We start from the raw sequence: 26087 nt of genomic DNA on the forward strand, positions 1-26087 counted from the left end.
AGAGATGGTCATGAAGAGCAGGGCCGAGCGTCTCAGCGATACGTTCGTGAAGCTTACCGACACCCTCGTTGCCGATTACGACGTCCTGGACCTATTGCACACCCTCGTGGAGGACGCCGTTGATTTACTCGACGCAGCCCAAGCCGGCCTACTGCTCTCCGACGCCGACGGGATCCTACAACTACTTGCCTCCACCAGCGAGCAAAGCCAACTCGTGGAACTGCTGCAGCTCGAAGCCGGAGCCGGCCCGTGCGTGGAGTGCTACCACACCGGCTCGGTTATCACTGTGGATGACATCAGCGCTTTGGGAGAGCGCTGGCCGGCATTCCAGCAGATTGCCTTGGACATGGGCTTCAGGTCAGTGCACGCTGTGCCCATGCGTGTCCACACGCGGGTTATAGGCGCGATGGGTCTGTTCGGCTCGCAACCCGGCGCCCTGACACCCGAAGACGCCTCGATCGCCCAGGCCATGGCCGATGTTGCGACCATCAGCCTCCTCCAAGAACGCACCATCAGGGAAGCAGGCGTCCTCAACGAACAGCTCCAGCGCGCCTTGACCACCCGAGTGCTCATCGAGCAAGCCAAAGGTGTCATCGCGCAAACCAAAAACCTCGACATGGACAGTGCCTTCAACGTGCTGCGCGCACACGCCCGCTCCTCCCGGCAAAATCTCCGCGACGTCGCCGAAAGCATCGTCAAACGCACCTTGATGATCTAGTGCTTTTCCGGGCGCCCGCCTGCAAGGGATTGCCTGGCAGAGTCCTTTTCCTATGGACTCGCGGTGCCCTTCGTGCCTACGCTGGTGTTGTTGCCCCAGACCTCGGCAGCGCATGATCAGCGCATACGAGGAGGCAACATCTTGTCGCTCATCGACCAGCCCCCACCAGTGGTGCCCACGCTCACGCCGCCACCCCAAAAGGCACGTTCCGGAATCCGGATCAACAAAGTTACCAGCAGCTACGCAGGCCTTTTGACGTCAGTCAAGGAAGCTGGACTGCTTGAGCGGTGCCGACGAGATTACCTCCTGCTCTTGACACTCCTGGTCATCGCCGGCACGGGTGTCTTGGTGGCGTTCTTCTTTGTGGGCGATTCTTGGCTCCAGCTTGTGGTCGCTGCCGCACTCGGTATTGTGTTCACGCAGTTCGCTTTGTTCGGCCACGAAGCAGCACACCAACAGGTATTCACCTCCCGGGCCGCCAACGAGTGGGCTGCACGGCTAATCGCCACACTGATGGTGGGCATGAGCTACGCCTACTGGACCGACAAACACTCAAGGCATCATGCCCGGCCGAATGTAGTCAACCGGGATCCGGACATCGCCCCCGGCGCCATTGTCTTCCACAACGAGGTGCCAACCAACCGTGGACGATTCTCACGTGCATACGGGAAACGGCAGGGGTATCTCCTTTTCCCGCTGCTGTTGTTCCTCGGATGGACGCTACACATCGACTCGCTGAAGTACTTGCTGAAGCGCGGGCCCGTGAAGTTCCGCTGGCTCGAGCTTGGCCTGCTTGGGGTGCGCTTCGGGACCTACATCGGTCTGCTGTTCCTGGTGTTGTCCCCTGGCATCGCCGTGGCCTTCATCGGGGTTCAGGTCGCCGTCTTCGGGCTGTACATGGGCGGAACCTTTGCGCCGAATCACAAAGGCATGCCGATACTGCCCGCAGACAGTCGTGCCGACTTCTTATCCCGACAGGTGCTCACCTCCCGCAATATCACCGGTGGCGGGTTCGTAACGTTCCTCATGGGAGGGCTCAACTACCAGATTGAACACCACCTATTTCCGGACATGCCCCGCCGGCATCTTCGCGAAGCCAGCCAGCTGGTCAAAGCCCACTGTGTTCGCACCGGCATCCCCTACACCGAGACCTCACTGATGCGCTCCTATTCCATCGTGATCCGCTACCTCAACACCGTCGGCCTCGCGGCGGCAGACCCGTTCACCTGCCCCCTCGCCGGTCAACACCGGCCGTAAGGGAAGCCAAGCGGGAGAGAGTTCCACCCTGGCTGCTTGCTAAAGCGCCGCCCTGATCTTTTTCAAGTGCAGCCCCCGGCACGGGATGGCCGCCGAAACCAGATCTTGGCTGTGCTGGTGCTGCGGATCTGCAAAGAACTTGTCCGTGTCCGTGAGCTCCACAAGGCACCCTTGGTACAGGACCGCAACCCGCTGGCACATGTGCCTCACCACGTCCATGTCATGGGTGATGATCATCAAAGTCAGCCCGCGGTCCCTGTGCAGGCGCTGCAACAGTTCAAGGATGGTCCGCTGGGTCACCGCGTCCAAAGCTGACGTCGCTTCGTCACAGATCAGGACCTCGGGTTCCAACAGCAACGCCCGGGCTATGGTCATCCGCTGCAACTGACCTCCGGAGCATTGCCCCGGACGCCGATCCAGGATGTCGGGATCAAGCTCGACTTCCTCCATCGCTGCCGTGAGCTTACGGGACCGTTCAACTGCGGTGAGATCATTCCGCGACCTGAGCGGCGCCTCAAGGCTGGCCTGGAGGGTCATGCGGGGGTCGAAGGAATCGTGGGGCTCCTGGAACACCAGCTGCACAGCTGTTGGGCCCGCACCATCCGCGTCGAGAGTCCTGGTGATGCTTCCGCTGCTGATGCCTTCCAACCCAACAATGGCACGAGCGAGGGTACTCTTACCCGATCCCGATTGACCCAGGACACCAAGGATTTCGCCGTGGTGTACGTCCAGCGAGATCGAGTCCAAGGCGGGCCGCCCGCGGCGTTTGCCGGATCCGAAATGCTTGACCACAGTGTTCAGTGTCAGGGCGTTGCGCTGGCGGGCGGGGGCGCCCGCGATTCCGGTGGGCGCCAGGTTGGACGCTTCAAGGAGCTTGCGCGTGTAGGCGGTCTTGGGACTGCCCAGGACCGCTTCGGTGGTGCCGGATTCAACGATCATGCCGGCATCCATCACCAGCACCCTGTCCGCAAATGCGGCCACCGAGGCTAGGTTATGTGTGATGTAGAGGATTCCGAGGCCGCGCTGTGTCCGTTGCCGGTCCAGCAGCTCCAGGATTTGTTGCTCCAGCATCTTGTCCAGGGCGGACGTCGGCTCGTCGGCCAGAAGGATCCCGGGCTGGGCTGCCAACGCCATGGCAGTCATCGCCCGCTGCGCCATGCCACCGGAAAGCTGATGCGGGTATGAGCGCATACCCCGCTGCGGATCCTCGAAGCCCACGTCGGCCAGCAATTCGAGCACCTTGGCTTTTGCTGCCTGGCCGCGTAGCCCGGAGTGCAGTTTAAGTGGTTCCCTGAGATGGGCGCCGATTGTTTTGCTGGGATTGAACATCTTTTTTGGCTGCTGGAACAGCATCCCCAGCTGCCCGCCACGGATGCGGTTCAGCTCTGTTTCCGAGGCTCGGGTTATGTCCAACGAGCCGAGCCGGATGGAGCCAGACTCAATCCTCAGCTGCTGAGGCAGTAACCGCAGGACCGACCGTGCGGTGATGGTCTTCCCCGAACCGGAGCCGCCCACGAGCGCCACAAACTCGCCGGGCTTCACCGTCAAGCTGACACCGGCGAGGATCGGATGCCCTGTGCCTTCGCCGTGGACTGTCAGATCCTCAACAACCAGCTCAGGCATGCTGGCCCTCCTCCACAAGGACGTCCACAGGGTCAGAGGCCCGGCGGGATGCGCGTTGGCCGATCAGCGTCACGCAGAGGGCCACCACAAAAACGGCGAGTCCGGGGGCGACAATCCCCCACGGCGCTCTTTCTGCGTACGGTTGCGCCGCTGCCAGCATGGAACCCCAGTCCGATTGCGGCGGTTGAACGCCGAGTCCAAGGTATGACAGTGCTCCGACCGCGATCAGGAGCTGACCGAAGCGCAGCGTTGCCTGACCCACCATAGGTGCGGCCAAATGCGGGAGGATGTGGCGGAAAATAATGAACCACGGCGAACAGCCCACCACCCGCGCCGCTTCAACAAAACCTCGTGCCGAAACGTCATAGGCCAGCGTTCGGGCAAGCCGTGCAAATGGCGTCCAGCCTGTTACGGTCAGTGCCACCAGCAGGGATGTGAAGCCCGTTCCCATGGCAGCGACGATAAACAAGGCCACCACCATCTCGGGCAACGCCAGCAGGACGTCATTGGTGCGCGTAAACAGCTCATCCAGCCAGCCCTTACGGCGGGCGCTCAGCACGCCGATGACCAACCCAATGATTCCGGTCAGCACAGTGGCCAGTGCGGCCACCACCAAAGAGAAGCGGCCGCCGTCGAGCAAGCGGCTCAGCGTGTCCCGCCCCAGGTGGTCCGTTCCCAGCCAGTGTGTGGGGCTGGGCGGTGTAAGCCGCGCAGCCAGGTTCTGATCGTCCGGAGGGAACGGCGCCAGCCAGGGCGCCGCTGCCACCGCTGCGACTATCAGGATGAGAATCACGACGGCGGCCGCGTCGATCGCGGAACGGTTACGCAAGGGCGCCACTCACCTTCGGGCTGAGGATCCGGTGCAGGAAGTCGGCAAGCGTGGTGATGGTGACAGCCAGTGCCACGACAACCACCACGCCGCCCTGAGCCAACGGGATGTCGCTGTTGACCACGGAGTCGTACAGGAGCCTGCCCATACCTGGGATCGCGAAGATCACCTCCACAATGACCGAACCTCCCAGCAGACCCGCGAACCACACTGCGAACAGAGTGGACAACGGAACCAGGCCGTTGGGAACAACGTGCCTCATGACTGTCTGCACGTGGCTCAGTCCCCTGGCTCGCGCGGCGGAAATGTGTTCTGCCTCGAGGGCATCGATCATTCCCGATCGCACGGCCGACGTGAAGAAGCTGATGGGTCGCAATGCCAGCGTTACCGCCGGCAGGACGATAGAGGACGCCGTGTTCCACCCTGCAGAGGGCAGCAAGGACAGTTTGAGCGCGAACAGCAACACCAGCAGCGGAGCCAGCCAGTATTCAGGCATTGCGATGAAGGACTGGGTGACTGTGGTGATCAACTTGTCGGTCCGGCTGCCTTGTTTCAGCGCCGCCACAATCCCAAGGGGCAGCGATACCACCACTGCCGCGCCCAGGGCCACGATCACCAGGCTGAGGGTGATGCCCATAGCGGGCATCACTTGGTCAACCACGGGTGTCCTGCTGATATGGGATAACCCCATATCCCCGGTGAAGAAGTCCCCCAGCCAACGCAGATATTGGACGGGAAGGGGATCGTCGAGTCCAAGGCTCTCTCCCAAAGCCCGAACGGTGGCGTCGTCCACTATGTCCCCGGCGACGCGGGAGCGGATGATCTTCCGGACAGGATCGCCCGGGGTGACATAGGGAATCAGGAAGACAGCGAAAGACGACAGCAGGACGGCGGCCACGAGGGTCGCCGTCCGCTTCGCAAGGAAAGTGATCATGCGGGTTTGTCTGGTGGTCTCAGTTCGTTGCTAGGAGCCGGACTTGGCCGTTTGTGCGGTCAGGACGTAACGGGACAGCGGATCCTGGACGTAGGACATGACGTTGCTGCGAATGGCATCGGTGGCCTGTTCATTGACGAGCCAGAGGTTGACGGCCTGGTCATTCAGGAGCTGACCGGCTTTGGCATACAGCTTGTAGCGTTCCTCGCTGTTGGAGGTGCGGGCTGCTTCGGTGATGATCGAGTCGTACTCTTCGTCGCAGAAGTGGCTGAGGTTGTACGTGCCCTTGCACGTATAGTCTGCCGTCAGGAATCCGATGGGATCGGCAATGTCGATGAGCCGGTTTCGCTGGCTCAGGATCATGTCGTAGTTCCCCGCCAGAACGTCGGGTTCAGCGGAGGCGTATTCCTTGGCCTGGATAACAACGGGCACACCGATGTTCTTGAGGTTGTCCTGGACCACGGTTGCGACGTCGGCGAACTCTGCACGTTCAACAATCGCGATGATTTCCAAGGGCTTGTCCGGCGTGTATCCGGCAGCGGCAAGAAGCTTCTTCGCTTCTTCAACGTTCTGTTTTGGTGAGCTTGCATCGCTAGCGGCCCATGGTTCGGAGGGCGCATAGGGTCCGGCTGCCGGAAGCGCAGCGCCTTCGTACACGCTGGCGGCCAGGGCTTCAAGGTCCAGTGCCGAGCGGAGGGCTTTGCGGAAATCGACGTTGTTGAAAGGGGCCCGGCCGTTATTCAAGTACAGCGTGGCCGTACGCGGTGAGTCTGCCTTCAGCACAGAGACTTCGGGGGCGTTTTCGAGCGTGGACAAGGCGGAGGCCGGGATGGAGAGGGAAATGTCAGCCTCGCCGGTTTGGACTTGTGCCGCGCGCGTCGCGCCGTTGGTGATGAAGCGGACCTCAGCCCCTGCGAGCTGCACCTCGCCGCCCCAGTAGTTTTCATTGCGGTCCAGAGTCAGGGACTGCTTCGCTTTCTCCGATACTGGAGTGAACGGACCGGTGCAGTGACCGAAGGGATCAACGGTGGCGCCGGCATAAGCGGCCGGGGCAAGAACGCCGGTGTTGACGCTCGCAAGGCGGAACGGCACCAAGGGGTTCTCCACGGGCGTGGTCACGCGAACGGTCTTTGCATCGACTGCCTGGACACCGCTGACAACGCTTGGGCTGAACGCCCTGGCAGGCACCTTGGCCTTGAGGACGTGGTTGAGCGAGCCGGCCACGGCCTCTGCGGTGAGTTCGGTACCGTCCTGGAATTTCACGCCTTCACGGAGGGTGAAGTCCCATTCCAGCGGTGAGGTCTGCTTCCATTCCGTTGCCAGGAAGGGAACAACTTTGCCTTGGGCGGAATCGAATTTGGTGAGGGTTTCCAAGCAGCCGGAGAGTGACAGGATGTAGGCGGCGTCCGACTCGGGGGCCCAGTTGGCAACGGGTGCCCGGAAATTGTCCACGACGATGCGCTGATTGGTATCCGCCACCTGCTCGGTGGACGCGGACTGGCCGCCACTAAGGCCGCAACCGGAAAGGACAAGGAGTGACGCCAGCCCAAGGGCTGCTGTGGATCGGCCGCGAGTGCGCAAAGTGAACCGCCTGCTATGCATGCCCGAACGGGAGGGCATGGTGAAAATAAGGACTATTTAGGTTAGCCTTACCTCTTCGCCTGCGGGAAATAGCCCGCCGGGACCCACGTAATAATGTGGTCAATGCCACCTAGCAGCGACCTCATTCGGCAGACTCTACAGACTGCCCGAGGCCATCGCCTCAGAGATAGTCATTGCCCCGCTCACGCGCAATCTCCAGAAGGGTTGAGTGGAAGGCTACCTCTGCGGGTGCATACACTTTGTCCTGACGCTGGGCCAAGAGAACCCGGCGCTGTGGGGCGTCAGCACCGAGGCTGAGGATCCTGACATCCGGATGCTGCAGAGCCACTGCTGTCTTGGGGACCATCGCCACGCCCATGCCAACACTGACCATGGCTTGAGCCTCCTGATAGTCATTGGCAAGGAAGCCGATGGTCGGCTCAAAGCCGGCGTCGTGAGCGGATCGCTGAAGTACCTCCACTACAGGGTGGGCCTCCGCGCGGACTATCCATGACTCCTTGCGGAGTTCTTTCATGGTCACTTCATCACGGTCCGCCAGGGGGTGTCCCTTGGCCACGAGGATCACCGTGCTCTCTTGGAACACCTCCGTGATCCGAATGGCCTCGTCGTTGAACCGGTTCCACGGATAATCCCAGAGTAAGCACAGTCCAGTGACCCCGGACTCCAGATCTGAGACGAGCTCATCGAAGCGCGCGCTGCGCACGGAGAGGCCGATCGCCGGGTATCGCTTTTTGAACGCGCGGATCACCAATGGCAAGAAGGAACCGGCCAGCGTAGGGAACGTACCGACCGTCAACGATCCACGCCTCAAACCCGCGATCTGGCCCAGGTCGGACCTGGCTGCCCTCATCTGTCCGACGATTTTCCGAGCATGCCCCGCCAGCACTTGACCCGCCTCAGTGGGAACCACCCCTCGGGATCTGCGGTTGAGGAGGGGCTGGCCCACTTCCTGTTCCAGCTTCCGCAGCTGCTGCGAGACGGCTGAGGGCGAATACATCATGATGTCAGCCGCCGCCGTGATCGATCCATGCTCAACCACCTCCACCAGCAGGGCAAGCCGCCGGATATCGAACAAATCCGAGTCTTCATCGTTAAGCAATGCTTCACCCTTGTTCTTCATTAGTTCATTCTATGCAAGGTCCCGGTGTGTCAAGGGCCAATTCCGTGATGATCAAGGATGAGTCGTTCACAGAAGAGGCACAGGAAGCTCTTCACAGCAATGAATGAAGTAAAGCTACATTCCCCCACGGATATCCAACATTGTCTTCATGTGTGATCCGCATCATTCTCGTAATAGGCCACAAAGTTTACAAAGCGCCACGGGAAGCAGGGAACACCATGAAGATCGAAGCCGAATGGATGCGTGGAGGCACCAGCAAATGCTGGGTCTTCGAAACAGGCCCCACCGATATGGCCGGCACAGACTGGGACGTGCTTCTGCCCAGGCTCTTCGGCAGCCCGGACTCCCGGCAGATCGATGGGGTGGGCGGGGCTACGTCGACTACCAGCAAGGCAATGATCCTCAGCCGACCGGCAGGCGATGATGTCGATGTCGAGTTCACCTTCGCCCAGGTCGGCATCGAGGAGGCCACCGTTGACTGGGGCAGCAACTGCGGGAACTGCTCCGCCGTCGTCGGCCTCTACGCCATCGAGAAAGGCTGGGTTGCACCCAGTAGTGATTCCACGCGCATCGTCACCCGTAACACCAACACGGGCCAGATCATCATCCAGCGGGTTTCCACACCTGCCGGCGCGCTGCCGATCACCCCGGACGCGCACATGCCCGGCGTTGTGTTTCCCGGCTACAGAGTCGGTCTTGGCTTCCAAGATCCGGCCGGCAAGACCACCGGACATCTGCTCCCCACGGGTGAGGCGTCAGACACGATCATGGCCGGCGGAACCCGCTGGACCGTATCAATGGTGGACGCCGGCGCCCCGGTAGTCATCGTCCGGGCCGAGGAACTTGGACTGGACACTGCCCGCTACGAGACGTGGAAGGCCACCGTGGAATTGCACCTGGACACCCTGGACGTCATCCGTCGTCAGGCAGCGGTCCGAATGGGAATGGCAGCAACTCCAACCGAAGCTGCGCGCGCCGTTCCCAAGCTCGCAATCGTCGGCCCACCCACCGGGCCGGAGTGCGACGTTAACGTGATGATGCTGTCGATGGGCAAGCCGCATCCGGCGTTGGCCATCACCGGCAGCATCGCACTCACGCTCGCCGCCCGCACCCCGGGCACGGTTATGAACGACATCACCGGCGACGCACCCCAGGCAGTCCTGAAACTGCGGACACCGGCCGGCGTCATCGAGACCTGGAGCGAGGAGCACGACGGGTCCCTTCTGGTCGGCGTCGACCGGACCGCCCGCACCATCGCCACCAGCATCATTCATCTCCCGGAGACTCTCGGCAACGCCGTCGAAGCCTCACTAGCAACAGCCACTCGATGAGGAGAAACCACCATGGCTAAGACTATTTACCAACCAGCTCCCGAGGCAGAGAGCAACATCCGGGAAGAACGTTCCCAGCGTCCCAACAACCGCCGCCGTATCCTGCTGATAACGGTTGCCGCTTCCGTCATCCTGGGTCTGGTTGCCATCCTGTTCGGGGGTGCCATCCTTAACCCGGCGGCCACCCCGGAATCGGAGCCGACCATGACCGCCACCCAGATCATCCCTCTGGTCATCCTCGTTGTGATGTTCGTCGTCGCCACCAAGTGGCCGTTGAACATCGGCGTGATGGGACTCGTCGCCTCCTTCGGCGTCGGCTACTTCATGCTCGGCATGACCGACAAGGAAATCCTGGCCGACTTCCCCGCAAACATCGTCATCACCATCATCGGCGTCACGTACTTCTTCAGCATGGCCCAACGCAACGGCACCGTCGACATCATCGTCCAAACCTGCGTCCGGCTCGTCCGAGGCAAAACCCTACTTCTGCCCTGGGTATTTTTCCTCCTCGCCGCGTCCCTGACTGCACTGGGCACCTTCTCCCCCGCCGCCGTCGCACTGCTGGCACCCGCCGCCATCGGTCTCGCCTACGAGTCACGCATCCATCCCGTCCTCATGGGCGCCTTCATCATCAACGGAGCCCACGCCGGCGGATTCTCCCCACTCTCCGTGGCAGGTGTGCTGGTTCATGACATCGCTGTGAAGAACGGCTTCCCCATCTCCCAAGGCGCGCTCTTCGGAGCCAGCTTCGCCCTGAACCTCATCCTGTCCGTCCTGACCGTGGTGCTGTTCGCCCTCCTTGGAAAACTCCGCGACGGTGCCACGGGCCAACACGCCGACCTCGACACCACACGCACCACGCGCCCGCACGGCCAGCAGATCCTCACCCTGGCACTGATCGTCGCCATGCTCGTCTGCGCCCTGGGCTTCCACATGCCCATCGGCTTCGTTGCCCTCTCCGCCGGGCTCCTCCTGGCCCTGGTCAACATCAAGGAACACCGGACCTTCATCGGCGGCGTCTCCTGGTCCACGGTCCTGCTCGTCGCCGGCATGATCACCTACGTCTCCCTGCTCCAGCACGTCGGCGTCATCGATACCCTTGCCGAGCAAGCCCTCGCCCTCGGCGCTCCGCTGCTCATCGCCCTGGTACTCTGCTACGTGATCGGCGTCGGTTCAGCCTTCGCTTCGTCCACTGCGCTGCTCACCGCCTTCATCCCCCTGGCCGGGCCCCTGCTGGCGACCAGCTCACTCAGCGCCTCAGGTACGGTGGCCGCTCTCGCCATCGCCGCAACCGTCGTGGACGTATCGCCCTTCTCCACCGATGGTGCCCTGGTAGTAGCGAACGCCCGCGAAGACGACAGGCAGCGCGTCTACAAGCAACTAATGATGTACGCAGGCGGAGTAGTCCTCGTCGCACCCGCCCTTGCCTGGGCGCTGCTGGTACCCACCGGCATCATGTAACCCCGAAACCAACAAACTGCCGACGCACGCCGTCGGCCGGCACGGACCGCACCTGCACTCCATTCGCAACAGGAAGCCCGACCGACGGGCGCAGGAACGGACCCAGCCAACCAAGGGCAGGACCACCATCAGTGGTCCTGCCCTTGGTTGATAAATCAGAAGTAGTAGGTCAGTGCGTTCCGAGGGTGATGGCGATTTCGTTGGGCAGGACGTCCAGCTTGGACGATGCTGTGATCTTCCCCGTGGTCAGATCCACCGAATGTACGGTGTTTGCTGCCGGTTCGGTGACGTACGCGATGTTCCCGTTGACCACGATGGCGGGGTGGGCGTCCTGCCAATCAGCCGGGCCTTCCCAGGCTTTGATCACGGGGAACTCGTTGACGATCTTCCCGTCCTTTGGATCCAGCACGTGGATTGAGCCGTTCGTGGAGAGGATGTAGGCCAAGTCTCCGGGTCCCCGGGCGACATCCCGGAAGGTGTACTGGACGGCTTCCGGGAGCTTGACCACATTGAAGGTGTGCTGATCCGTGTCGATCAGCGCCACAGAGTTGAGGAGGTAGCCTTCAGCGTCAGGGTCAGTTTTGTAGTCGCCCACCACAATCGGACTGGTCTCGGAGACGAAGGCGTTGCCCATCCGGCCGTACTTATCCGGTGCCGTGAACTTCTCGAACTTTCCGTGGTGGTACAGCAGGGCGCCGTCCTCGCAGCCAAAGATCACTGCCTCATCAGCTGCAGTTCCTTCGCCATGGATCCCGGGGCATTCTTTGCTCTCGGCCACTTTGTCCCAGTGGTCGCCGTGGGATTCGAGCGCAATGGCACCACTGCGTGACGATTTGTCACCAAGGGTGGTAAGGAGCTTCCCGTCCTCCAACACAATGGACACTCCATGGTGTGCGGAGTCGGCCTTGTACGTCTGCGCCTCAGGCAAAGCACCCTCTGCCTTGGCGAGGGCGTCGGTCTTCAGGATGGTGGTGGTTCCCGTACCGTCGTCGAACAGGACCGTCTTGCCGGCGTGCCGGACTACGTGCCCGGCAGCCGTTGCGTCCACCACCAGCTCAGTGAGCTTAGGTTCCACCGTGTCCAGAAGCTGGAAGCCTGCCTTAGTGGTGACAATAACGTGGCGGCCGTCGCCGGCAGCGTTCAGCCTGGTGAACTCTTCGGAGTCGAATTTCTTGACCACCTCCAGTGTTTTGCTGTCCAGGACGCTGATGCCTCCCGGGTAGGAGATAGCAACGCGTCCGTGAGCCTCTGCGGAGTCCGTGGAGGACGCGCTGGGCGGCCCGGCTGTACCTTCTAGAGTGGTGCTGCCTGATGTGGTGCTGGCGCAGGCGGAGGCCAGGAGCGTCATCCCGGCAATCAGTGCGATGCCTCCCAGGCGGGTGCTTCGTTGGCGGAGCATGTAGTGGTTCCTCATTCTGTTGTGTTGTTTTGAGTGCGGGTTGCTACGAGTGCTGTGTGAAGTAATCAGGCCTTGAGCCCGGAGGCAATGCGATCTGTATTGGCGCGCATCATGTCCAGGTAGCTGGCTGCGCCGCCGTCGGGTCCTGTCAGCGATTCGGTGAAGAGCTCCGCGACCTGAACGTTGACGCCGGCCTCACTGGCGAGGACTTGCACCAGCCGGTCGGGCTGGGATGAATCCGCGAAAATGGTAGGGACACCGGCGCTGCGGATGGCCTCGCTGAGTTGGCGCAGGTCAGCGGCGCTCGGTGCCGCCAAGGTTGTCCCCCCGGGGACCACCGCGCCAACAACCTGGAAATCGAATCGTTTGGCAAGGTAGCCAAAAACATGGTGGTTGGTGACCAAGGCCCTTCGCTCCTTGGGGATGGCAGCGAAGGCGCTCGTCATTTCCGTGTTCAGCTGATTGAGCTGGTTCCGATAAGCCGCTGCGCTGGCAGCAAGCCGGGTGGGATCGATCCCCTTAATATCGCGCGCCGCATTTTCAACGGCGTCAACGACGTCGATTATGGCTGCCGGATCCGTCCAGAAGTGGGGGTCGGGCGCGCCTTGGGCGTCGCCGGAACTGTAAGGCACGACGTCCACCACCTCACCTGCCGCCACCATTGGCGCACCGGCTTTCGCGGCCCTGTCCAGATGTTGTTGCAATCCTTCCTCCAGGCCGAGGCCGTTGGAGACCACCAGGTCTGCGCTGCCCATGAGGGCCGCCTGCTGGGCCGATATTTCGAAGGAGTGCGGATCAGCGTTGGGCTGCATCAGAGTTGTTACCTCGGCCTGGTCACCCAGTACTTCCTTGGTAACGTCACCCAAAATGTTGGTGGTAACCACTACCTGCGGCTTCTCCGGCGTCCCGGGTTGCGAGCAACCCGGGAGGGCCAGTGCGGCCGCCGCGGCGAGGGCAAGTACGACCGCGCGCCTCATCGGCCGGTCTCCGCAAAATGAACAGGCTTTGTAGGCAGGTCCAGCGTCCGCGCAATCCTCGCGTCGTCGGCATAGTCAATTTCGTAGATCAGGCCCTCGGCGGGGGCATTCACGTAGGCCCGCTGGGCATCGACTGCGAGCTGAATTTTTCCGGCCAGAGCTGGATCCGCAAGGGAAGCGGCCATCAGCGGCTCCGTGGTGGCAATGCGTTCCTTTGTTGACGTGTCATATACCTGCACCGTGCCGTCGGCGCCGATGATCACCGCGTGGTGCTCGGCGTCGTCCGCTGTTGCGGCAGCTACGACGGGGGTGGACGTCGGCAGCCAGTCCCACGTTTGCTGGCGGGTGTCCAGGAGCCATACTCCGGAATCGGTGCCCAGGCCGGCAACCGTAGGCCTGCCCTTTCGTGCATTAAATCTGGTGGCCGGGGCAGCAGCACCCTGCGGGTAGCGAACGTGTTCGAAGACTGGTGTTGTGTTGTCCATGGTTGCGATCACGGCACCGTCGGAGCAGCCAATCACCAATCCCACCCTGGTGGTGATGGTTCCTTCCGCCGCAGGGCAATCAGTGCTGGCCACTTCCTTGCCGTTGGCGTCGAGGGCGCGCAGCCGGGCAGCGTTCCCTGCGCTGTCCGGGTCGGTGACCACTGCCCCTTCGCCCAAGGGGGCGATCAAGCCTGCGTGTGGCTCGGTCTTGATGCGAAGGGTCTCGGAAATAGTCCCGTCGGAGAGCGCCGTGTTATCTACTAGGACTGCTTCCCCGGAGGTTGGGAAGAACAGCCCGGTTGTGCCCGCCGTAGAGAGCATCCCCGTGGCGATGGCGGCAGTACCTTCACCGTCTACCTTGCCGAGCTTCCCGGCTTCACCCCGGTAGTAGTGGAAGTGGTCCACGTGATCCCACGTCCACACACCACTGTCCAGAATGTCCACGCCGGTGCTGCTGGCAGCAAAGATGTACCGCCCGTCGGTGCTGACCGAAGCCGGAGACCCAACGCTTCCCAGCCGGGACGGCGTTCCATTGAGGAGATCCAGCATGGAGGCCTCGCCTTCGGAGTCGATAGCCACAAGGTGAAGCTGCGGTTCAGCAACCTCAGCCACGCCGTTGATCGTCCCGTGCCCATCACCACTCGAGGAAAGTTCGCCCGCGCCAGGTTGTGGCGCCTGCGTGGTGGACGGACTGCCACACCCCGAAAGAAAGAGAAGGGCCAGGGCGGCGAGGGCTGCGGGTTTCGTTCGGAGATTCACCGGGTTTGCGCGGAGGTTCATAGCTACTTTCCAATGAGGGATACAGAGACAGGGGCAGGTTGCGGTTCGGGCATTTTGGCTGCCCGCCTGCTGCGCCAGGCGTTTAGGCGCCGCCCCGCACCTGATGCACCCACGCTGGACGCCACCACGCTGGACGCTACCAAGCTGGATAAGGCGGCCAGGGTAATAGCGGCCATGGCGATGGAGGCGCCCGCCGCTGTGCCGGCGTACCAGGAACACAGCAGGCCCAGTACCACCGCCACTATGCCGAAGGCGGCTGCTACCGCCATTCGGGCCGGAATGCTGCGTGTCCAAGGGCCGGCAGCAACAGCCGGCGCGAGCAAGAGTCCCACCACCAGCAACGAACCGACGGCTTGATAGGAAGAGACAACAGCGAGGGTCACCAGTCCCACCATTGCCAGCTGGGCGAGCTGTGGTCGGAGGCCCAAGGTCTGGGCGATGCGTGTATCGAAAGCTGTGGCCACGAAGCTGCGGTGGAGGATGACCGCAATGAAGACTGTGGCAAAGGCCGCCAGGAGCAGCCCAAGCAGGTCTCCGGCGTCCATGGCGAGGATGTCACCGAACAGCATGGCGGTTGCGTCCGTGGCAAAAGAGCGTGAGTGGGACACGATGATGACTCCGAGCGACAGCATGGAGACGAAGAGCAGACCGATGCTGGTGTCGTACGACAGCCGGCCGCGACGTTGAAGCAAGCTGATCGTCGCGCTCATGACGACGGCGCTCACCGCCCCGCCCGCTATGGCTGGTGCGCCGACGACTGTCGCCAGTGCTACGCCCGGCAGCATCCCGTGGCCGATGGCCTCGCCAAGGAAGGCCATGCCCCGTATAACCACCCAGGTCCCAACGACACCACAGATGATCGCAACGAGGCCTCCTCCGATGAGGGCCCGAAGGAAGAAGTCTGCGGTAAAGGGTTCAATTAGCCAGTGCACCCAGTCACTGTAAAGCATATTGAGATTCATTATCAAAAGCGCTTAGAATTGGGTGTGATCACTTCCGGCCCCGCCCTCAGCGCACGCAACCTTCACTTCAGCTTCGGCGACGTTACCGCCCTGCACGGCGTTGACCTGGACCTCGAACGGGGCAAAGTCACGGCTATCGCCGGCCCCAACGGAGCAGGAAAATCGACCCTCATCGAGATCCTTGCGGGGGTTCGGACACCTGCCCACGGCACAGTGGACCGCGACGACGACGTGGCCCTGGTAGTCCAGCGGGTCACCACCCCGGCCTCTCTCCCCCTCACCGTCCGTGACGTAGTGACGATGGGCACGTGGGGAGATAGGTCCGGCCGGGGTTCCACACCAAGAGCAGCGGAGCGAAAAGCCCGGGTAGCGGAGGCTTTGGCCCGCGTTCAGCTCACAAAATATGCGTCATCACCGTTCAATGCCCTGTCCGGAGGCCAACGGCAGCGCGTGCTGCTTGCCCAGGGCATAGCGCGCCGTGCCCGCATTTTCCTGCTGGATGAACCCGCGGCTGGCTTGGATCTGGAGAGCCGGCAGCGAACACGCGCCATGCTCGCAGCAGAAGCAGTACGCGGTGCAGCAGTGGCCTGCGTCAGCCACGACGAAGAATCGATCGACGCCGCGGACTGCGTAGTCAGACTGGTCTGCGGCCGACGGGTGAGCTAATCAATCATCCGACCCGCTGACTTTCGAGAACGGCGTTCAATTCCTCAAGGGTGGGAGGGTTCGCTCCCGGGCGCTGAACAGTGATTGCCGCAGCCGCGGCCGCGGCATGCCCGAGCTGGTCCAGAACGGCTGGGGCGAACCCTTCCGTTCCGCGGTTGAGCAATCCCAGAATCAGCGCTGACATGAACGAGTCTCCGGCACCGATGGTGTCTGCAACGCGGGTTTTCGCGGCAGGGATGCTGACGCTGAAGCCCGGGGTGGCGAAGTGGGCGCCTTCCGCGCCCTTGGTAATGACCGCCAGGCTGGTACCCAGCCCCAGAATGTGAGCGGCCGCTTCGTCCATGCTCCGACCTGGATACAGCCACTGAGCATCCTCATCGCTGAGTTTGACGACGTCGGTGAAAGTCACCAGCTCCTCAAAGATCGCCTTCGCTTCCACGTGGCTTCCGAGAAGTGCGGGCCGAATATTCGGGTCGTACGTGATCACGCAATGCCTGTGCGCTTGTTCCAGCAGGGATTTCACCACGCTGGCGCCCGGATGAAGGAAAGTGGCAATAGAACCCGTATGCAGTATCTTCGGGAAGAATGCAGGGGTTTGATGGGCCAGATCCCAGGAGATGTCGAAGTCGTAGTGGGCTGATCCATCGGGCGCAATGGTTGCTGTTGCCGATGCCGTGCTGGTGAGGGATCTGGATCCCGGCAGAAGTATCACACCTGCACTTCGGAGGTGCTCTTCGATGCGCCTCCCCCGGTCGTCCGAGGCTATGGCCGTGAGGAGGCCTGTGCCTACGCCGAGACGCGCGAGTCCGTAAGCGACGTTCGCCGGTGAACCTCCAGGGTGCTCCACCTTCCGGTTTCCGGCGGTAACAACGTCCATAAGCGCCTCACCCACCACCATGACATCCAGTGCCGGATGAGTTTGGGGTGAGGCTGTTCTGAGGTAATCCATGAGCTGTCTCTCGTGTTGGGGTGCGGGCTATGGCGTGATCTTGAGTTCACGGATGGTCAGGTCCCGGAAGGTAGCGGCTCCTTCATGGGCGTAGAGGCGGATACCGGTGTCGCCTTCCAGGGGGAAAACCCGGTGCGAGTGCACCACGCGCCCATCTCCTACGAACATCTCGACGCTTGTGCGATCCACGAGGATGCGTATAGCGAGGCGCCCGGCGGCGGGGTCAACAGGGGTTTGGGTTTCGCCGGCAGTGGGGTTGATCGTGGGGCGGCGGTTGACATAGGTGAACGGGCCACGCAGGAAGACGCCCGCAGCTACATGCCTGCCGCCACCCGGGGCGCGGCATAACTCAAAACCGACATTGGCGGGCGGAGCGGCCGGATTCCACACCAGCTCGCAGGACAGATCGTAGGCCAGCGACCGGACGGTCAGATCCTTGGTCCCAGAAACCGCCACATCACCCAGGCGATGCCCGCGCTTCACGTGATTATCCAAAGCAGAGGTGGGGGCCGAAGCGAGGTAGTAAGCACCGTTTCCGTTCATGAGCCGGACATCGCGGACGATCATGTCATCGCCGTTGTAAGCCTCTGTTGCGAGGGTGGGAGTGTTGTGGGGGTAGTCCCAAAAGTTCGCCCAGCCGATGGCCCGGCGCAGTGTGGGGTCCTCGGCACCCGATGCATCGTGATGCGGGTAGGTCACAGCACCGTAGAAGTCGAAGCCATAGTCGAGCCATTCCGGCTCGGGACGGTGAGGCGTGAAGGAACTGCCGTCAAAAACGCCTGTCCAATAGGCGTACGTCGCGGGCAGTCCGCGGCCCTTGCCGTTCGCGCTGGTACCAAGGATCCAGTGTGAGGTGCCGTCGTCGGCGGTCATTCGAAAAGTATCGGGGCACTCGAGCAGCCCTAAGTCGTTGCGAAGAAATTCGCCAACGCGCGTCCAGGACCGCAGGTCGGGAGAACTGTAGAAACCGAGCTTCTGCCCCTCGGCATTGGCCATGAACCACCGCCCACGGTCCACGTCCCAGATCACCTTGGGGTCGCGGAAATCGTGCACACCCGGGTTGGGTAGCACAGGAGCCGCGCCTCCCGGCTTGAAAGAGCGTCCCCGGTCCGTTGAGTACCAAAGGTACTGGGCTTGGCGACCTTCCGGCGCTTGGGTAACTAGGGCTATGACCGCACCCGCTCCGTACCCTGCGGTATTTTGCTCATCCACCACCAGACATCCGGACCAGCAGTCGCCGTTAGTGTTGGTGAACTTCGGTATCGCCACTCCGCGATCCCGGAAGGCGACATGATCCGTGGTGGTGGCGCGACGCCAGGACGTGCCGCCACCGCCACCGATGTAGTCAGCGTTGTACAAGTAGTAGTAGTGGTACTCCCCATCCAGGTAGATGGGTCGCTGGGGATCGTTCTTCCAGTTGTCGGGCACGCTGAAGTGATAAACCGGGCGCATCCTGGATGTTCCTTTCGATGGTGAGCCTGGTGTCGTGGCAGCCGCAGCGGGGCTGGACTGGGCTAGCGACCCGCCCATAGCAATCGATCCGCCCAGCGCAATCGATCCACCCAGCGCAACCGCGCCGGCTCCAGTAAGTAGTCCACGGCGGGAGACCGATGGTGATTGTTCCATGGGATTCACTTTCGTTCCGGCAAGAGGCTACGGGTCTCTTCAAAGACCCCGGCCATGGTCCATGCATCGAATGAGAGGAGCCGCACGGAGCCTTCAGTGGCGGCCAGGGTCATGCGCTCACCGCCCAGGGTCGGATAGACGCGGGCTGTGAGCGGCTTACCGTTGGCGAAAATTTCGACGGCGGACCGGTCCACCAGGACGCGCAGTCGAACGCGACCGTCGGTCATCGGTAGGGTGCCGGACTTGTCCTCCACATCGACGCCAGGGTCAAGGCTGCTGCGGGTGCGGTCCAGGCGGAGGATGCCAGCGAGGGTTACGTCGGCGGTCCGGCTCAGCACGATCGCTGTCTCCTCAGCCCCATCCTGGGAGCTAAGCACTCCGAGTCGGAGCTCGGCACCGGGAGCGAGCTGCACGTCCAGTTCCAGGTCAAGCTGCTTGCCTGACACGCCGGTATCCATGGGCGTTCCGGCGCCTACGAGTACCTGGGCTGGAACGCTAACGTGATTTCTGCGCAGCTTTTCTATTTCGGGAACAGGTGCGAACTCCAGGGTTCCGTCTTTCGCCAATGTTGTGACACGCGGCAGGCTCATGACGCCGGACCAGCCGGCTTCCACCATCGCCGCATCACTTCGGCCTTCTTGCATCCAGCCGAACATCACACGCCGCCCGGACTCGTCCAGGAATGACTGCGGTGCGTAGAAAAAGCGGCCTCCATAGTCCAACCGGTGGAGCCCCTCGGGCTCGAATGCATCTTCGGAGTAGCGGCCGGTCCAGTACAACGGGTGGCGGGTTTCGCCGTCGTCCCATGCGGAGAAGACCAGCACGTCCGGCGAGTCGTCACCGGGTGCAGACCCCAGCGATCCATGTCCTGCCCGAAACAGGTCAACGCATTCCCACATGGTTCCGGTCCAGTCGGTGTCCGCGGGATCCCCCTGCGAAGCATCACCGATGAACAATGGTCCAATGTAGTTCCAGGAGCGAAGATCAGCAGACTCGTACAAGAAAGCCGTGCCACCGCGGTGGCGGATCCCTGACCCCACCAACTGCCGCCACACGGTTCCTTCGCGCCATACACAATGGTCGCGGTAAGCGGTGGTCTCGACTCCAACCGGAGGTGCGGCAATCACCGGATTTCCGGGGTCCTTGGTCCAACTCAGCAAGTCATCGGAACCTACTGCGACACAGGGCAGTTCCCTGCCCTCAAACCGGCCCGAATACACCAAGGTGGGCGTACCGCCGTCGTTCACCAACACCCCCGACCAGCAGCCGTCGGCGTCAGGTCCCGCGGACGGTTCCAAGGCAACGGGCTGGTCTGTCCAGGTGACGAGATCCGTGCTGGTGGCGTGGCCCCACTGGATGCGGTGGTGGAAAGCACCCTCCGGGTTGTACTGGTAGAACAGGTGGTAGGTTCCGTTCCAATGACTCACGCCGTTGGGATCGTTGAGCCAACCGGCCGGTGATACGAAGTGGAATCGCGGGCGGAGGGGGTCGGCTTCGGCGCGGGCCACCAACTCGTCCTGCGGAACGGTGGCAAGCGGGTGGGTCAGTTCAGTCATGCGGAAGCCTCTTCTTGAGCGGTCGACGCCGGGTGGCTGGGTTGGAGTGGTTCACTCGCCAGGGCATGGCCACCCGCAGCAGCCCACGGCCGATACAGGTGGCATCGCACCCAGTGACGGTTTGCAGGGTCCCCCACCTGATGGCGGACGGATTCTTCGGCCGAACAGGCCTGGTTCGGATCGCCGTCGAATGCGCAGTGCGTCGAGGCCATGACCGCCGTCCGCAATTCGGCCCTGCGGACGGGATCGTAGGAGCCTGCCCTGGCCGGATCCGGGACGGCCGAGACCAGGAGTTGCGTGTAGGGGTGAGCGGGGTTGGCCAACAAGTCCAGGGATTCGCCTTCCTCCACCACCTCACCGGCGAACATGACCGCCGTCCGGTCCGCCAGGTATCGGGCGGACGCGAGGTCGTGCGTGATGTACAGCATGGAGATGCCTTGCTCGTCGCGGAGCTTGCGCATGAGGTTCAGTACGCCGATCCGGACGGAAACGTCCAGCATGGAGGTAGGCTCGTCGGCCAGGATGACCTGCGGTTCAACGGCCAGGGCCCGGGCGATCGCAACGCGTTGGCGTTGACCGCCGGAGAGCTCGTGCGGATAAGAGTTCAACATGTCGGCGTCCAGGCCAACGGTGGTCATGAGTTCTTCGAGCCTCCGCTGGGACTGCTCCTCGGAACCGCCGCCCTTGCCGTGGATGGCCAAGGAACGCCGCAGGAAATGCTCGATCCTGTGGGCCGGGTTCAGGGAGCCGAAGGGATCCTGGAACACCATCTGCAGCTGGGATCGAAACGCCCGTGACGCTTGGAAGCGGTCGCGTTTGAGGACGTGGACGCCGTCAATGAGGATCACACCGGAGCTCGGCTTCTCGAGCCTGGCGACGCAGCGGGCCAAGGTGCTTTTGCCGGAACCGGACTCTCCCACGAGGGCTACGATTTCGCCCCGGCCAATGGTCAGGTCGACGCCGTGCAGTGCACGGACCGAATCGCGGGAGAACAGCCCGCCGACAGGGAACGACTTACCCAGGCCGCGAATCTCCAGGGCAGGTGTACCGGTTTTGGACACAGCCGAGGGGGTCATCAGGGAGTGGCTCATCGTACAGCTCCTTCCAGGTTTGCTGAATCAATCACCGAAGCGTCGGCACCAAACGGAGCCACAAAATGGCCCGGCACCACCTCGGTGAGGTCCGGGATGTTCCGGAACTTCACGCCGTCGGGCAGGCCTGTCAGCGGAACGCGGGGACCGGTGAGCGGTGGAAACGCGCCCATGAGCGCCTGAGTGTAGGGGTGGCGGGGGTTGGCGTACACATCCTGGGCCTTGGCGGTCTCCACGATGCGGCCGCCGTACATCACGGCCATGCGGTGTGAAAGCTCCACCATGAGGGACATGTCGTGCGTGATGAAGAGGACGGCGAAGCCGAGTTCGCGCTGGAGGTCCTTGATTTGCGCCATGATTTCCTGCTGCACCACCACGTCCAGTGCGGTGGTGGGTTCGTCCAGGATCAAGAGTGACGGCTTGAGCGCCACGGCCATGGCAATGACGGCACGTTGACGCATGCCTCCCGAGAGCTGGTGCGGATGGGACTTAAGCCGGGCAGGATCGATCCTCACAAGTTCCAGCAGCTCACCAGCACGCCGGAGTGATTCCTTGCGGGAGTAGCCGGCGTGCGTGGTGAAGATGTCCACGATCTGTTCGCCAATGGTCAGCACCGGATTGAGGGAGTTCATGGCCGATTGGAACACCATGGCCACGTCCTGCCAGCGGAAGCGGCGCAGTTCTTCCGGGCTCATGGCGAGGACGTCCTTGCCGCCGAAGGAAATGCTGCCACCGGCGATCTTGGCGGGATCCTTCAGGAGCCTCATGATCGAGTTGGCGATGGTGGACTTGCCACAGCCGGACTCCCCCGCGAGGCCGAACACCTCACCGGTGCCGATGCTGAAGGAAACACGATCGACGGCGGTGGTTGAGCGGGTGTCGCCGATGTACTTGACGGTGAGGTCCTTGACGTCCAGGACGGGTTGGCGGGAGCCGAAGGAAACTTGGGAGATGGTCATTTGGCGGCGCTCGTTTCGGCTTTCGTGGGTATTGTTTTGGGCGTCTTGATCTTTCGCAGCCGCGGATTGGTGACCTCGTCCACGGCGTAGTTGATCAGGGCAAGGGCGAACGCGACCAGCGCAATGCAGACGCCTGAGGGTACGAACACCCACCAACTGCCGGTGAGCAGTGCTCCTTCGTTGCCGGCCCAGAAGAGGTTGTTGCCCCAGGAGACCGTGCTGACATCGCCCAGGCCAAGGAATTCCAGGCCCGCTTGGGCGCCGATGCCATAGATCACGCAGGCCAGCAGGGTGCCCATGACGATCGAGGCCATGTTGGGCAGGATCTCGCGGAACATGATGCGGCCTGCCTGTTCGCCGGACACTACGGCCGCGGCCACAAAGTCTTTGGAGCGGATGGATAGTGCTTGTGAGCGCAGGACGCGGGCTGACCCGGCCCACCCGGTGACCACAAGAACCAGGATCACTGTGCCCAGGCCTGGTGGAAGGAAGGCGGCCAGGATGACCAGCAATGGCAGGCCAGGCAGAAGCAGGAAAACATTGGTGACCAAGGACAGTGCTTCGTCAATGAATTTTCCAAAGTACGCGGAGGCAAGGCCCACGAGGATGCCGATGAAGGTGGACGCCAAGCCCACGGTCAGCCCCACGAACAGTGAGCTGCGGGAACCGTGGACGGTCAGCGCCAGCACATCCTGTCCTTTGGCGGTGGTACCCAACCAGTGCTCGGTTGAAGGCTCCAGGGAGGCCATCGCCGTGATCCTCGAAGGATCGCCCGGAAACAGCACCGGTGCCAGCAAGGCCAGTGCAATGAAGACGACCATTACGGCCATACCTGTCAGCGCTTTCTTGTTGCTGATTAAGCCGTGGATAAAGCTGCGGTTGGGCTTGCGGACAGCCGGTGTTGGAGTTGGCTGCTTCAGAAGTGCGGTTGTCATGATCGGTCCTCTAGTTGCTGCGCACGCGCGGGTCGAGGCGGACGTACAGGATGTCCACCAGGAAGTTGGCCAGCAGAACAGCAGCGGTGATGGTCAGGAACAGGCCCTGCATGAGCGGATAGTCAAGGCCTTGGACGGCGTTGAGGAGTTGGTAACCGACGCCGGGGTAGGCGAACACCACCTCCGTGAGCAGCGCACCGCCCACCACGAATCCGAGGCCCATGCCGAAGCTCGTTACCGACGGGAGCATGGCATTGCGTGCCGCGTAGCGGAGCATGATGCGGCCGGGGCGGAGTCCCTTTGCTTCGGCCATGGTGATGTAGTCCTCGGAATTCGTGGCGATCATGGTGTTTCGCATGCCCAGCATCCAACCTCCGATGGAAACCAGCACGATCGTCAGCGCCGGCAGCACGAGGTGGGCACCGACGTCGCCGATGAACTCCCACGTGAACGCCGGCTCCAAACCGTCGGTGAACGCATGCCGGATCGGGAACCAACCCAGCACCACACCGAACAGATACAGCGCACCCATGGCAAGCCAGAAGTAGGGGAATGAACCAATGAACACCAGCAGCGGCGGGAGCGCGGAGTCGATCGCGCCGCCACGGCGCCAAGCGGCGAGGATGCCCAGCAGGTTACCCACGACGGCGGCCACCACCAGTGCGGTTCCGCCCAGCAGGAGTGTCCAGCCGATTTGGGCCGAGATGACTTCGGTGACGGGGGTGGGGAAACGGGAGATGGAAACACCCATTTGCCCGGTGAAGATATTGTGCATGTAGTCGATGTATTGCTCCCAAATGGGCCGATCGTCAACACCCAGCAGCTTGCGCAGGGCCTCGATTTGTTCGGGCTGCATTCGGTCCTGGGAGCGGGCAAACATCCGGGACACGGGGTCACCGGGCATGAATCGCGGGAGCAGGAAATTCAGGGTGATGGATGCCCAGAAGGCGATCAGGTAGAAACCCAGGCGGCGCAGGATGAAGCGCACGGTTTCCCTCCATTCGGGAATTGCGGAAAGTTTGGGGGCACGCCCGGCGGGAGTATCCTTCGACGACGCGAGGGCGCCGCCGGGCGTGCAGTGTAAGGGCTGGCCGCCGGTTGCGGCCGGCTACGCTACTTGCGCGGTTCCAACGTGGTCAGAACAAGCACCGTGGTAGGTGACCGGACCGACAGCGTGGCGTAAGGGTTGGCCTCGGTGGGCCAACCGGTAAAGCGGGTGTCATTGAAGGCACCCCATTCAGGGCCGGAGAACAGCGGCACCAGCGGTGCGACGTCGTTGTATTCTTCCTGCAGCTTGTTGGCGATGTCCTTTTGCTTGGACTCGTCGGCCTCCGCAGCGAAGTCGGCCAGCAGGGCATCCGCCTTCGTGTCGCCGAAGCGGTGGTAGTTATCAAACGTCTTGGTGCCCACGGGCTTCACCGTGGCGGTGCCCATGGAGGTGTTGAAGTACTTGTACGGGCTGGGGTCGTTGGCGCTCCAGACGATGCCGGAGTCGAAGTCACCTGTCTCGTAGCCTGCAACAACAGCAGCCCAGTCCGGGGATTCCACCTTGGCGGTTACGCCCACCTCGGCCAGGTTCTGCGCGATCACGTTGGCAACGGACAGCCAATCAGAGGAAGTGGCGCCCACGGAGATCTTGAACTCGAAGGGCTTGCCATCCTTGAGTGTGCGCTTCCCGTCGGCGCCCTTGGGGTATCCCGCCTTGTCCAAAAGCTCGTTGGCGGTCTGCACGTCACGGTTGGTCCATGTGCAGTTGTCCTTGACCGCGGCGTTCTTCCAGGTCTCGTAGTTGCCGGAGAGCCCGGTGCAGTCCGCAGGCTTGGCGTAACCGCTCATGCCGATCTTGGTGACTTGCTCGCGGTCCACGGCCATGCTCAGTGCTTTACGGACATCAACCTCATTGAACGGCGCCTTGGTGGTGTTGAGCTGCCAGTTGATCATGGCACCCGTAGCCGGGAACCAGTATTGACGGTGTTCCTTATCCTTGGAAACGAAGGTCTTTTCGATGTTCGGGATGTACTGCGGAGCCCAGTCAACGTCGCCATTCGCGGCGGCGAGGTTGGCGCCGTCGTTTCCTGCAAAAGCGAGCATCTTGATGCCGGCGATTTTCTGCTTGTCCGGCTGCCAGTAGTTGGGGTTCTTGGTCAGTACGAAGGACTGGGCCTGGAAGCTGTCCACCTCGGTGTAGGGTCCAGTACCCACCGGTTTGGCGTTTGCGTCCTTTTCCGGGTCCGGCAAAGCGGACCAGATGTGCTTGGGCAGGATGGTGATGTGGCCGACGTCGTAAAGGGCCGGTGACCACGGCTTGTTGAAGTTGAACGTGACCTTATTGCCCTCGGCGGTGACGGTGTCCAGGTACTCGAAGCCGCCCTTGATCTTCTTTTGAAGTTCGAACGTGTAGGCAACATCGTCAGCCACGAACGGCTGCCCGTCGGACCATTTCACACCATCCCGAAGAGTGAAGGTGACCGACTTGCCATCCTCGGCTGCCTTCCATTCGGTGGCGAGCCATGGCACCGTGTCTCCCTTGGCCGGGTTGAAGATCAGGAGGGATTCGTAGATGGACTGCTGAACCATCGGGTTTACCGTGGGGGCGAACGGGTTGAAGTTCTGCACGAACGTGCCCATGTCCTCACGCGGGATGGTGAGGAACGCGCTGGCGTTCGCTCCGGCGTCGGACGTGCTTGTCTTGGTGACATTGGCCGTGCAGCCGGTGAGCAGCATCGCGCCCACTGCAAGGCTTGCCGCCGTCATCCGGGCAGCCCGGAAGTATCGGGGTTGTGTCATGATGGTTATCTCTTTCCTATCTTCATCAGCAAGGTGAAGG

General features: G+C 62.3%; 22 protein-coding genes. 5 read left to right on the plus strand and 17 right to left on the minus strand.

Features of this window, described 5'->3' with window-relative positions:
• The first annotated feature begins 4 nt into the window (after positions 1–4).
• Positions 5–718 (plus strand): GAF and ANTAR domain-containing protein, encoded by a 714-nt coding sequence (locus AC1RJY_RS03515; RefSeq protein ID WP_011774663.1) that lies wholly within the window; start codon positions 5–7, stop codon positions 716–718.
• A gap of 63 nt (positions 719–781) precedes the next feature.
• Positions 782–1975, plus strand: a complete 1194-nt coding sequence (locus tag AC1RJY_RS03520) for a fatty acid desaturase family protein (protein ID WP_498601372.1) — start codon at positions 782–784, stop codon at positions 1973–1975.
• A 39-nt stretch (positions 1976–2014) separates the two neighbouring features.
• Here AC1RJY_RS03520 and AC1RJY_RS03525 read toward each other — a convergent pair whose 3' ends face one another.
• The 5 genes from AC1RJY_RS03525 to AC1RJY_RS03545 all read right to left on the minus strand — a co-directional run bounded on the left by AC1RJY_RS03525 (position 2015) and on the right by AC1RJY_RS03545 (position 8083).
• Positions 2015–3598: an ATP-binding cassette domain-containing protein gene (locus AC1RJY_RS03525; RefSeq protein WP_498601373.1), complete on the minus strand. Its 1584-nt coding sequence runs from the start codon at positions 3596–3598 to the stop codon at positions 2015–2017.
• On the minus strand, positions 3591–4436 hold the full coding sequence (locus tag AC1RJY_RS03530) for an ABC transporter permease (protein WP_210063882.1): 846 nt from the start codon (positions 4434–4436) through the stop codon (positions 3591–3593). The genes AC1RJY_RS03525 and AC1RJY_RS03530 overlap by 8 nt, the downstream gene beginning before the upstream one ends.
• The gene (locus AC1RJY_RS03535; protein WP_011774659.1) at positions 4420–5361 is read right to left on the minus strand and encodes an ABC transporter permease; all 942 of its coding nucleotides are present in this window, start codon (positions 5359–5361) and stop codon (positions 4420–4422) included. The genes AC1RJY_RS03530 and AC1RJY_RS03535 overlap by 17 nt, the downstream gene beginning before the upstream one ends.
• Positions 5362–5391: 30 nt before the next feature.
• Positions 5392–6981: an ABC transporter substrate-binding protein gene (locus AC1RJY_RS03540; RefSeq protein WP_498601375.1), complete on the minus strand. Its 1590-nt coding sequence runs from the start codon at positions 6979–6981 to the stop codon at positions 5392–5394.
• A gap of 142 nt (positions 6982–7123) precedes the next feature.
• Complete coding sequence (locus tag AC1RJY_RS03545) at positions 7124–8083, minus strand: LysR family transcriptional regulator (protein WP_498601376.1); 960 nt, start codon at positions 8081–8083, stop codon at positions 7124–7126.
• Positions 8084–8301: 218 nt separating this feature from the next.
• Between AC1RJY_RS03545 and AC1RJY_RS03550 the strand changes: the two genes are divergently transcribed.
• Both AC1RJY_RS03550 and AC1RJY_RS03555 read left to right on the plus strand, forming a co-directional pair.
• Positions 8302–9414: a PrpF domain-containing protein gene (locus AC1RJY_RS03550; protein WP_498601378.1), complete on the plus strand. Its 1113-nt coding sequence runs from the start codon at positions 8302–8304 to the stop codon at positions 9412–9414.
• Between the two features lie 12 nt (positions 9415–9426).
• Positions 9427–10875: an SLC13 family permease gene (locus AC1RJY_RS03555; RefSeq protein WP_011774655.1), complete on the plus strand. Its 1449-nt coding sequence runs from the start codon at positions 9427–9429 to the stop codon at positions 10873–10875.
• Between the two features lie 169 nt (positions 10876–11044).
• On the opposite strand, the gene aztD is transcribed toward AC1RJY_RS03555, so the two are convergent.
• From aztD to aztB, 4 genes are read right to left on the minus strand one after another with little or no spacing between them, the layout of a single operon-like run.
• Positions 11045–12289, minus strand: a complete 1245-nt coding sequence (gene aztD, locus AC1RJY_RS03560; RefSeq protein WP_498601379.1) for a zinc metallochaperone AztD — start codon at positions 12287–12289, stop codon at positions 11045–11047.
• Between the two features lie 50 nt (positions 12290–12339).
• Positions 12340–13251, minus strand: coding sequence for a zinc ABC transporter substrate-binding protein AztC (gene aztC / locus AC1RJY_RS03565; RefSeq protein ID WP_498601381.1), 912 nt, complete (start codon positions 13249–13251; stop codon positions 12340–12342).
• Entirely contained in the window at positions 13248–14516 is a 1269-nt protein-coding gene (locus AC1RJY_RS03570) for an ABC transporter (RefSeq protein ID WP_498601383.1), read from the minus strand. The genes aztC and AC1RJY_RS03570 overlap by 4 nt, the downstream gene beginning before the upstream one ends.
• Positions 14517–14518: 2 nt before the next feature.
• Entirely contained in the window at positions 14519–15478 is a 960-nt protein-coding gene (aztB, locus tag AC1RJY_RS03575) for a zinc ABC transporter permease AztB (RefSeq protein WP_498601384.1), read from the minus strand.
• 24 nt (positions 15479–15502) lie between these two features.
• Here aztB and AC1RJY_RS03580 point away from each other — a divergent pair, with 24 nt between their 5' ends.
• The gene (locus tag AC1RJY_RS03580; protein ID WP_238324588.1) at positions 15503–16144 is read left to right on the plus strand and encodes a metal ABC transporter ATP-binding protein; all 642 of its coding nucleotides are present in this window, start codon (positions 15503–15505) and stop codon (positions 16142–16144) included.
• A 4-nt stretch (positions 16145–16148) separates the two neighbouring features.
• Here the strand turns inward: AC1RJY_RS03580 and AC1RJY_RS03585 are convergent, their stop codons facing one another.
• From AC1RJY_RS03585 to AC1RJY_RS03620, 8 genes are all read right to left on the minus strand, one after another.
• Complete coding sequence (locus tag AC1RJY_RS03585) at positions 16149–17093, minus strand: carbohydrate kinase family protein (protein ID WP_011774649.1); 945 nt, start codon at positions 17091–17093, stop codon at positions 16149–16151.
• Between the two features lie 27 nt (positions 17094–17120).
• The gene (locus AC1RJY_RS03590; RefSeq protein ID WP_498601386.1) at positions 17121–18545 is read right to left on the minus strand and encodes a glycoside hydrolase family 32 protein; all 1425 of its coding nucleotides are present in this window, start codon (positions 18543–18545) and stop codon (positions 17121–17123) included.
• 179 nt (positions 18546–18724) lie between these two features.
• Complete coding sequence (locus tag AC1RJY_RS03595; protein WP_498601388.1) at positions 18725–20275, minus strand: glycoside hydrolase family 32 protein; 1551 nt, start codon at positions 20273–20275, stop codon at positions 18725–18727.
• Positions 20272–21366: an ATP-binding cassette domain-containing protein gene (locus tag AC1RJY_RS03600; protein ID WP_498601390.1), complete on the minus strand. Its 1095-nt coding sequence runs from the start codon at positions 21364–21366 to the stop codon at positions 20272–20274. Before AC1RJY_RS03600 ends, AC1RJY_RS03595 begins: the two co-directional genes overlap by 4 nt.
• On the minus strand, positions 21363–22325 hold the full coding sequence (locus tag AC1RJY_RS03605; RefSeq protein ID WP_011774645.1) for an ABC transporter ATP-binding protein: 963 nt from the start codon (positions 22323–22325) through the stop codon (positions 21363–21365). Before AC1RJY_RS03605 ends, AC1RJY_RS03600 begins: the two co-directional genes overlap by 4 nt.
• Positions 22322–23260: an ABC transporter permease gene (locus tag AC1RJY_RS03610; RefSeq protein WP_498601391.1), complete on the minus strand. Its 939-nt coding sequence runs from the start codon at positions 23258–23260 to the stop codon at positions 22322–22324. Before AC1RJY_RS03610 ends, AC1RJY_RS03605 begins: the two co-directional genes overlap by 4 nt.
• 10 nt (positions 23261–23270) lie before the next feature.
• On the minus strand, positions 23271–24248 hold the full coding sequence (locus AC1RJY_RS03615; protein ID WP_011774643.1) for an ABC transporter permease: 978 nt from the start codon (positions 24246–24248) through the stop codon (positions 23271–23273).
• 125 nt (positions 24249–24373) lie between these two features.
• The gene (locus AC1RJY_RS03620) at positions 24374–26047 is read right to left on the minus strand and encodes an ABC transporter substrate-binding protein (protein WP_210063908.1); all 1674 of its coding nucleotides are present in this window, start codon (positions 26045–26047) and stop codon (positions 24374–24376) included.
• Between the last annotated feature and the right edge of the window lie 40 nt (positions 26048–26087).

The sequence above is a fragment of the Arthrobacter sp. GW822-FHT05G07 genome, assembly GCF_058799755.1.

Coding starts and splice junctions, on each gene's coding strand:
- AC1RJY_RS03515 (WP_011774663.1), top strand. CDS start 5: ATGGTCATGAAGAGCAGGGCCGAGCGTCTCAGCGATACGTTCGTGAAG.
- AC1RJY_RS03525 (WP_498601373.1), bottom strand. CDS start 3,598: ATGCCTGAGCTGGTTGTTGAGGATCTGACAGTCCACGGCGAAGGCACA.
- AC1RJY_RS03535 (WP_011774659.1), bottom strand. CDS start 5,361: ATGATCACTTTCCTTGCGAAGCGGACGGCGACCCTCGTGGCCGCCGTC.
- AC1RJY_RS03540 (WP_498601375.1), bottom strand. CDS start 6,981: ATGCCCTCCCGTTCGGGCATGCATAGCAGGCGGTTCACTTTGCGCACT.
- AC1RJY_RS03545 (WP_498601376.1), bottom strand. CDS start 8,083: ATGAAGAACAAGGGTGAAGCATTGCTTAACGATGAAGACTCGGATTTG.
- AC1RJY_RS03550 (WP_498601378.1), top strand. CDS start 8,302: ATGAAGATCGAAGCCGAATGGATGCGTGGAGGCACCAGCAAATGCTGG.
- AC1RJY_RS03555 (WP_011774655.1), top strand. CDS start 9,427: ATGGCTAAGACTATTTACCAACCAGCTCCCGAGGCAGAGAGCAACATC.
- aztD (WP_498601379.1), bottom strand. CDS start 12,289: ATGAGGAACCACTACATGCTCCGCCAACGAAGCACCCGCCTGGGAGGC.
- aztC (WP_498601381.1), bottom strand. CDS start 13,251: ATGAGGCGCGCGGTCGTACTTGCCCTCGCCGCGGCGGCCGCACTGGCC.
- AC1RJY_RS03570 (WP_498601383.1), bottom strand. CDS start 14,516: ATGAACCTCCGCGCAAACCCGGTGAATCTCCGAACGAAACCCGCAGCC.
- aztB (WP_498601384.1), bottom strand. CDS start 15,478: ATGAATCTCAATATGCTTTACAGTGACTGGGTGCACTGGCTAATTGAA.
- AC1RJY_RS03585 (WP_011774649.1), bottom strand. CDS start 17,093: ATGGATTACCTCAGAACAGCCTCACCCCAAACTCATCCGGCACTGGAT.
- AC1RJY_RS03590 (WP_498601386.1), bottom strand. CDS start 18,545: ATGCGCCCGGTTTATCACTTCAGCGTGCCCGACAACTGGAAGAACGAT.
- AC1RJY_RS03595 (WP_498601388.1), bottom strand. CDS start 20,275: ATGACTGAACTGACCCACCCGCTTGCCACCGTTCCGCAGGACGAGTTG.
- AC1RJY_RS03600 (WP_498601390.1), bottom strand. CDS start 21,366: ATGAGCCACTCCCTGATGACCCCCTCGGCTGTGTCCAAAACCGGTACA.
- AC1RJY_RS03605 (WP_011774645.1), bottom strand. CDS start 22,325: ATGACCATCTCCCAAGTTTCCTTCGGCTCCCGCCAACCCGTCCTGGAC.
- AC1RJY_RS03610 (WP_498601391.1), bottom strand. CDS start 23,260: ATGACAACCGCACTTCTGAAGCAGCCAACTCCAACACCGGCTGTCCGC.
- AC1RJY_RS03620 (WP_210063908.1), bottom strand. CDS start 26,047: ATGACACAACCCCGATACTTCCGGGCTGCCCGGATGACGGCGGCAAGC.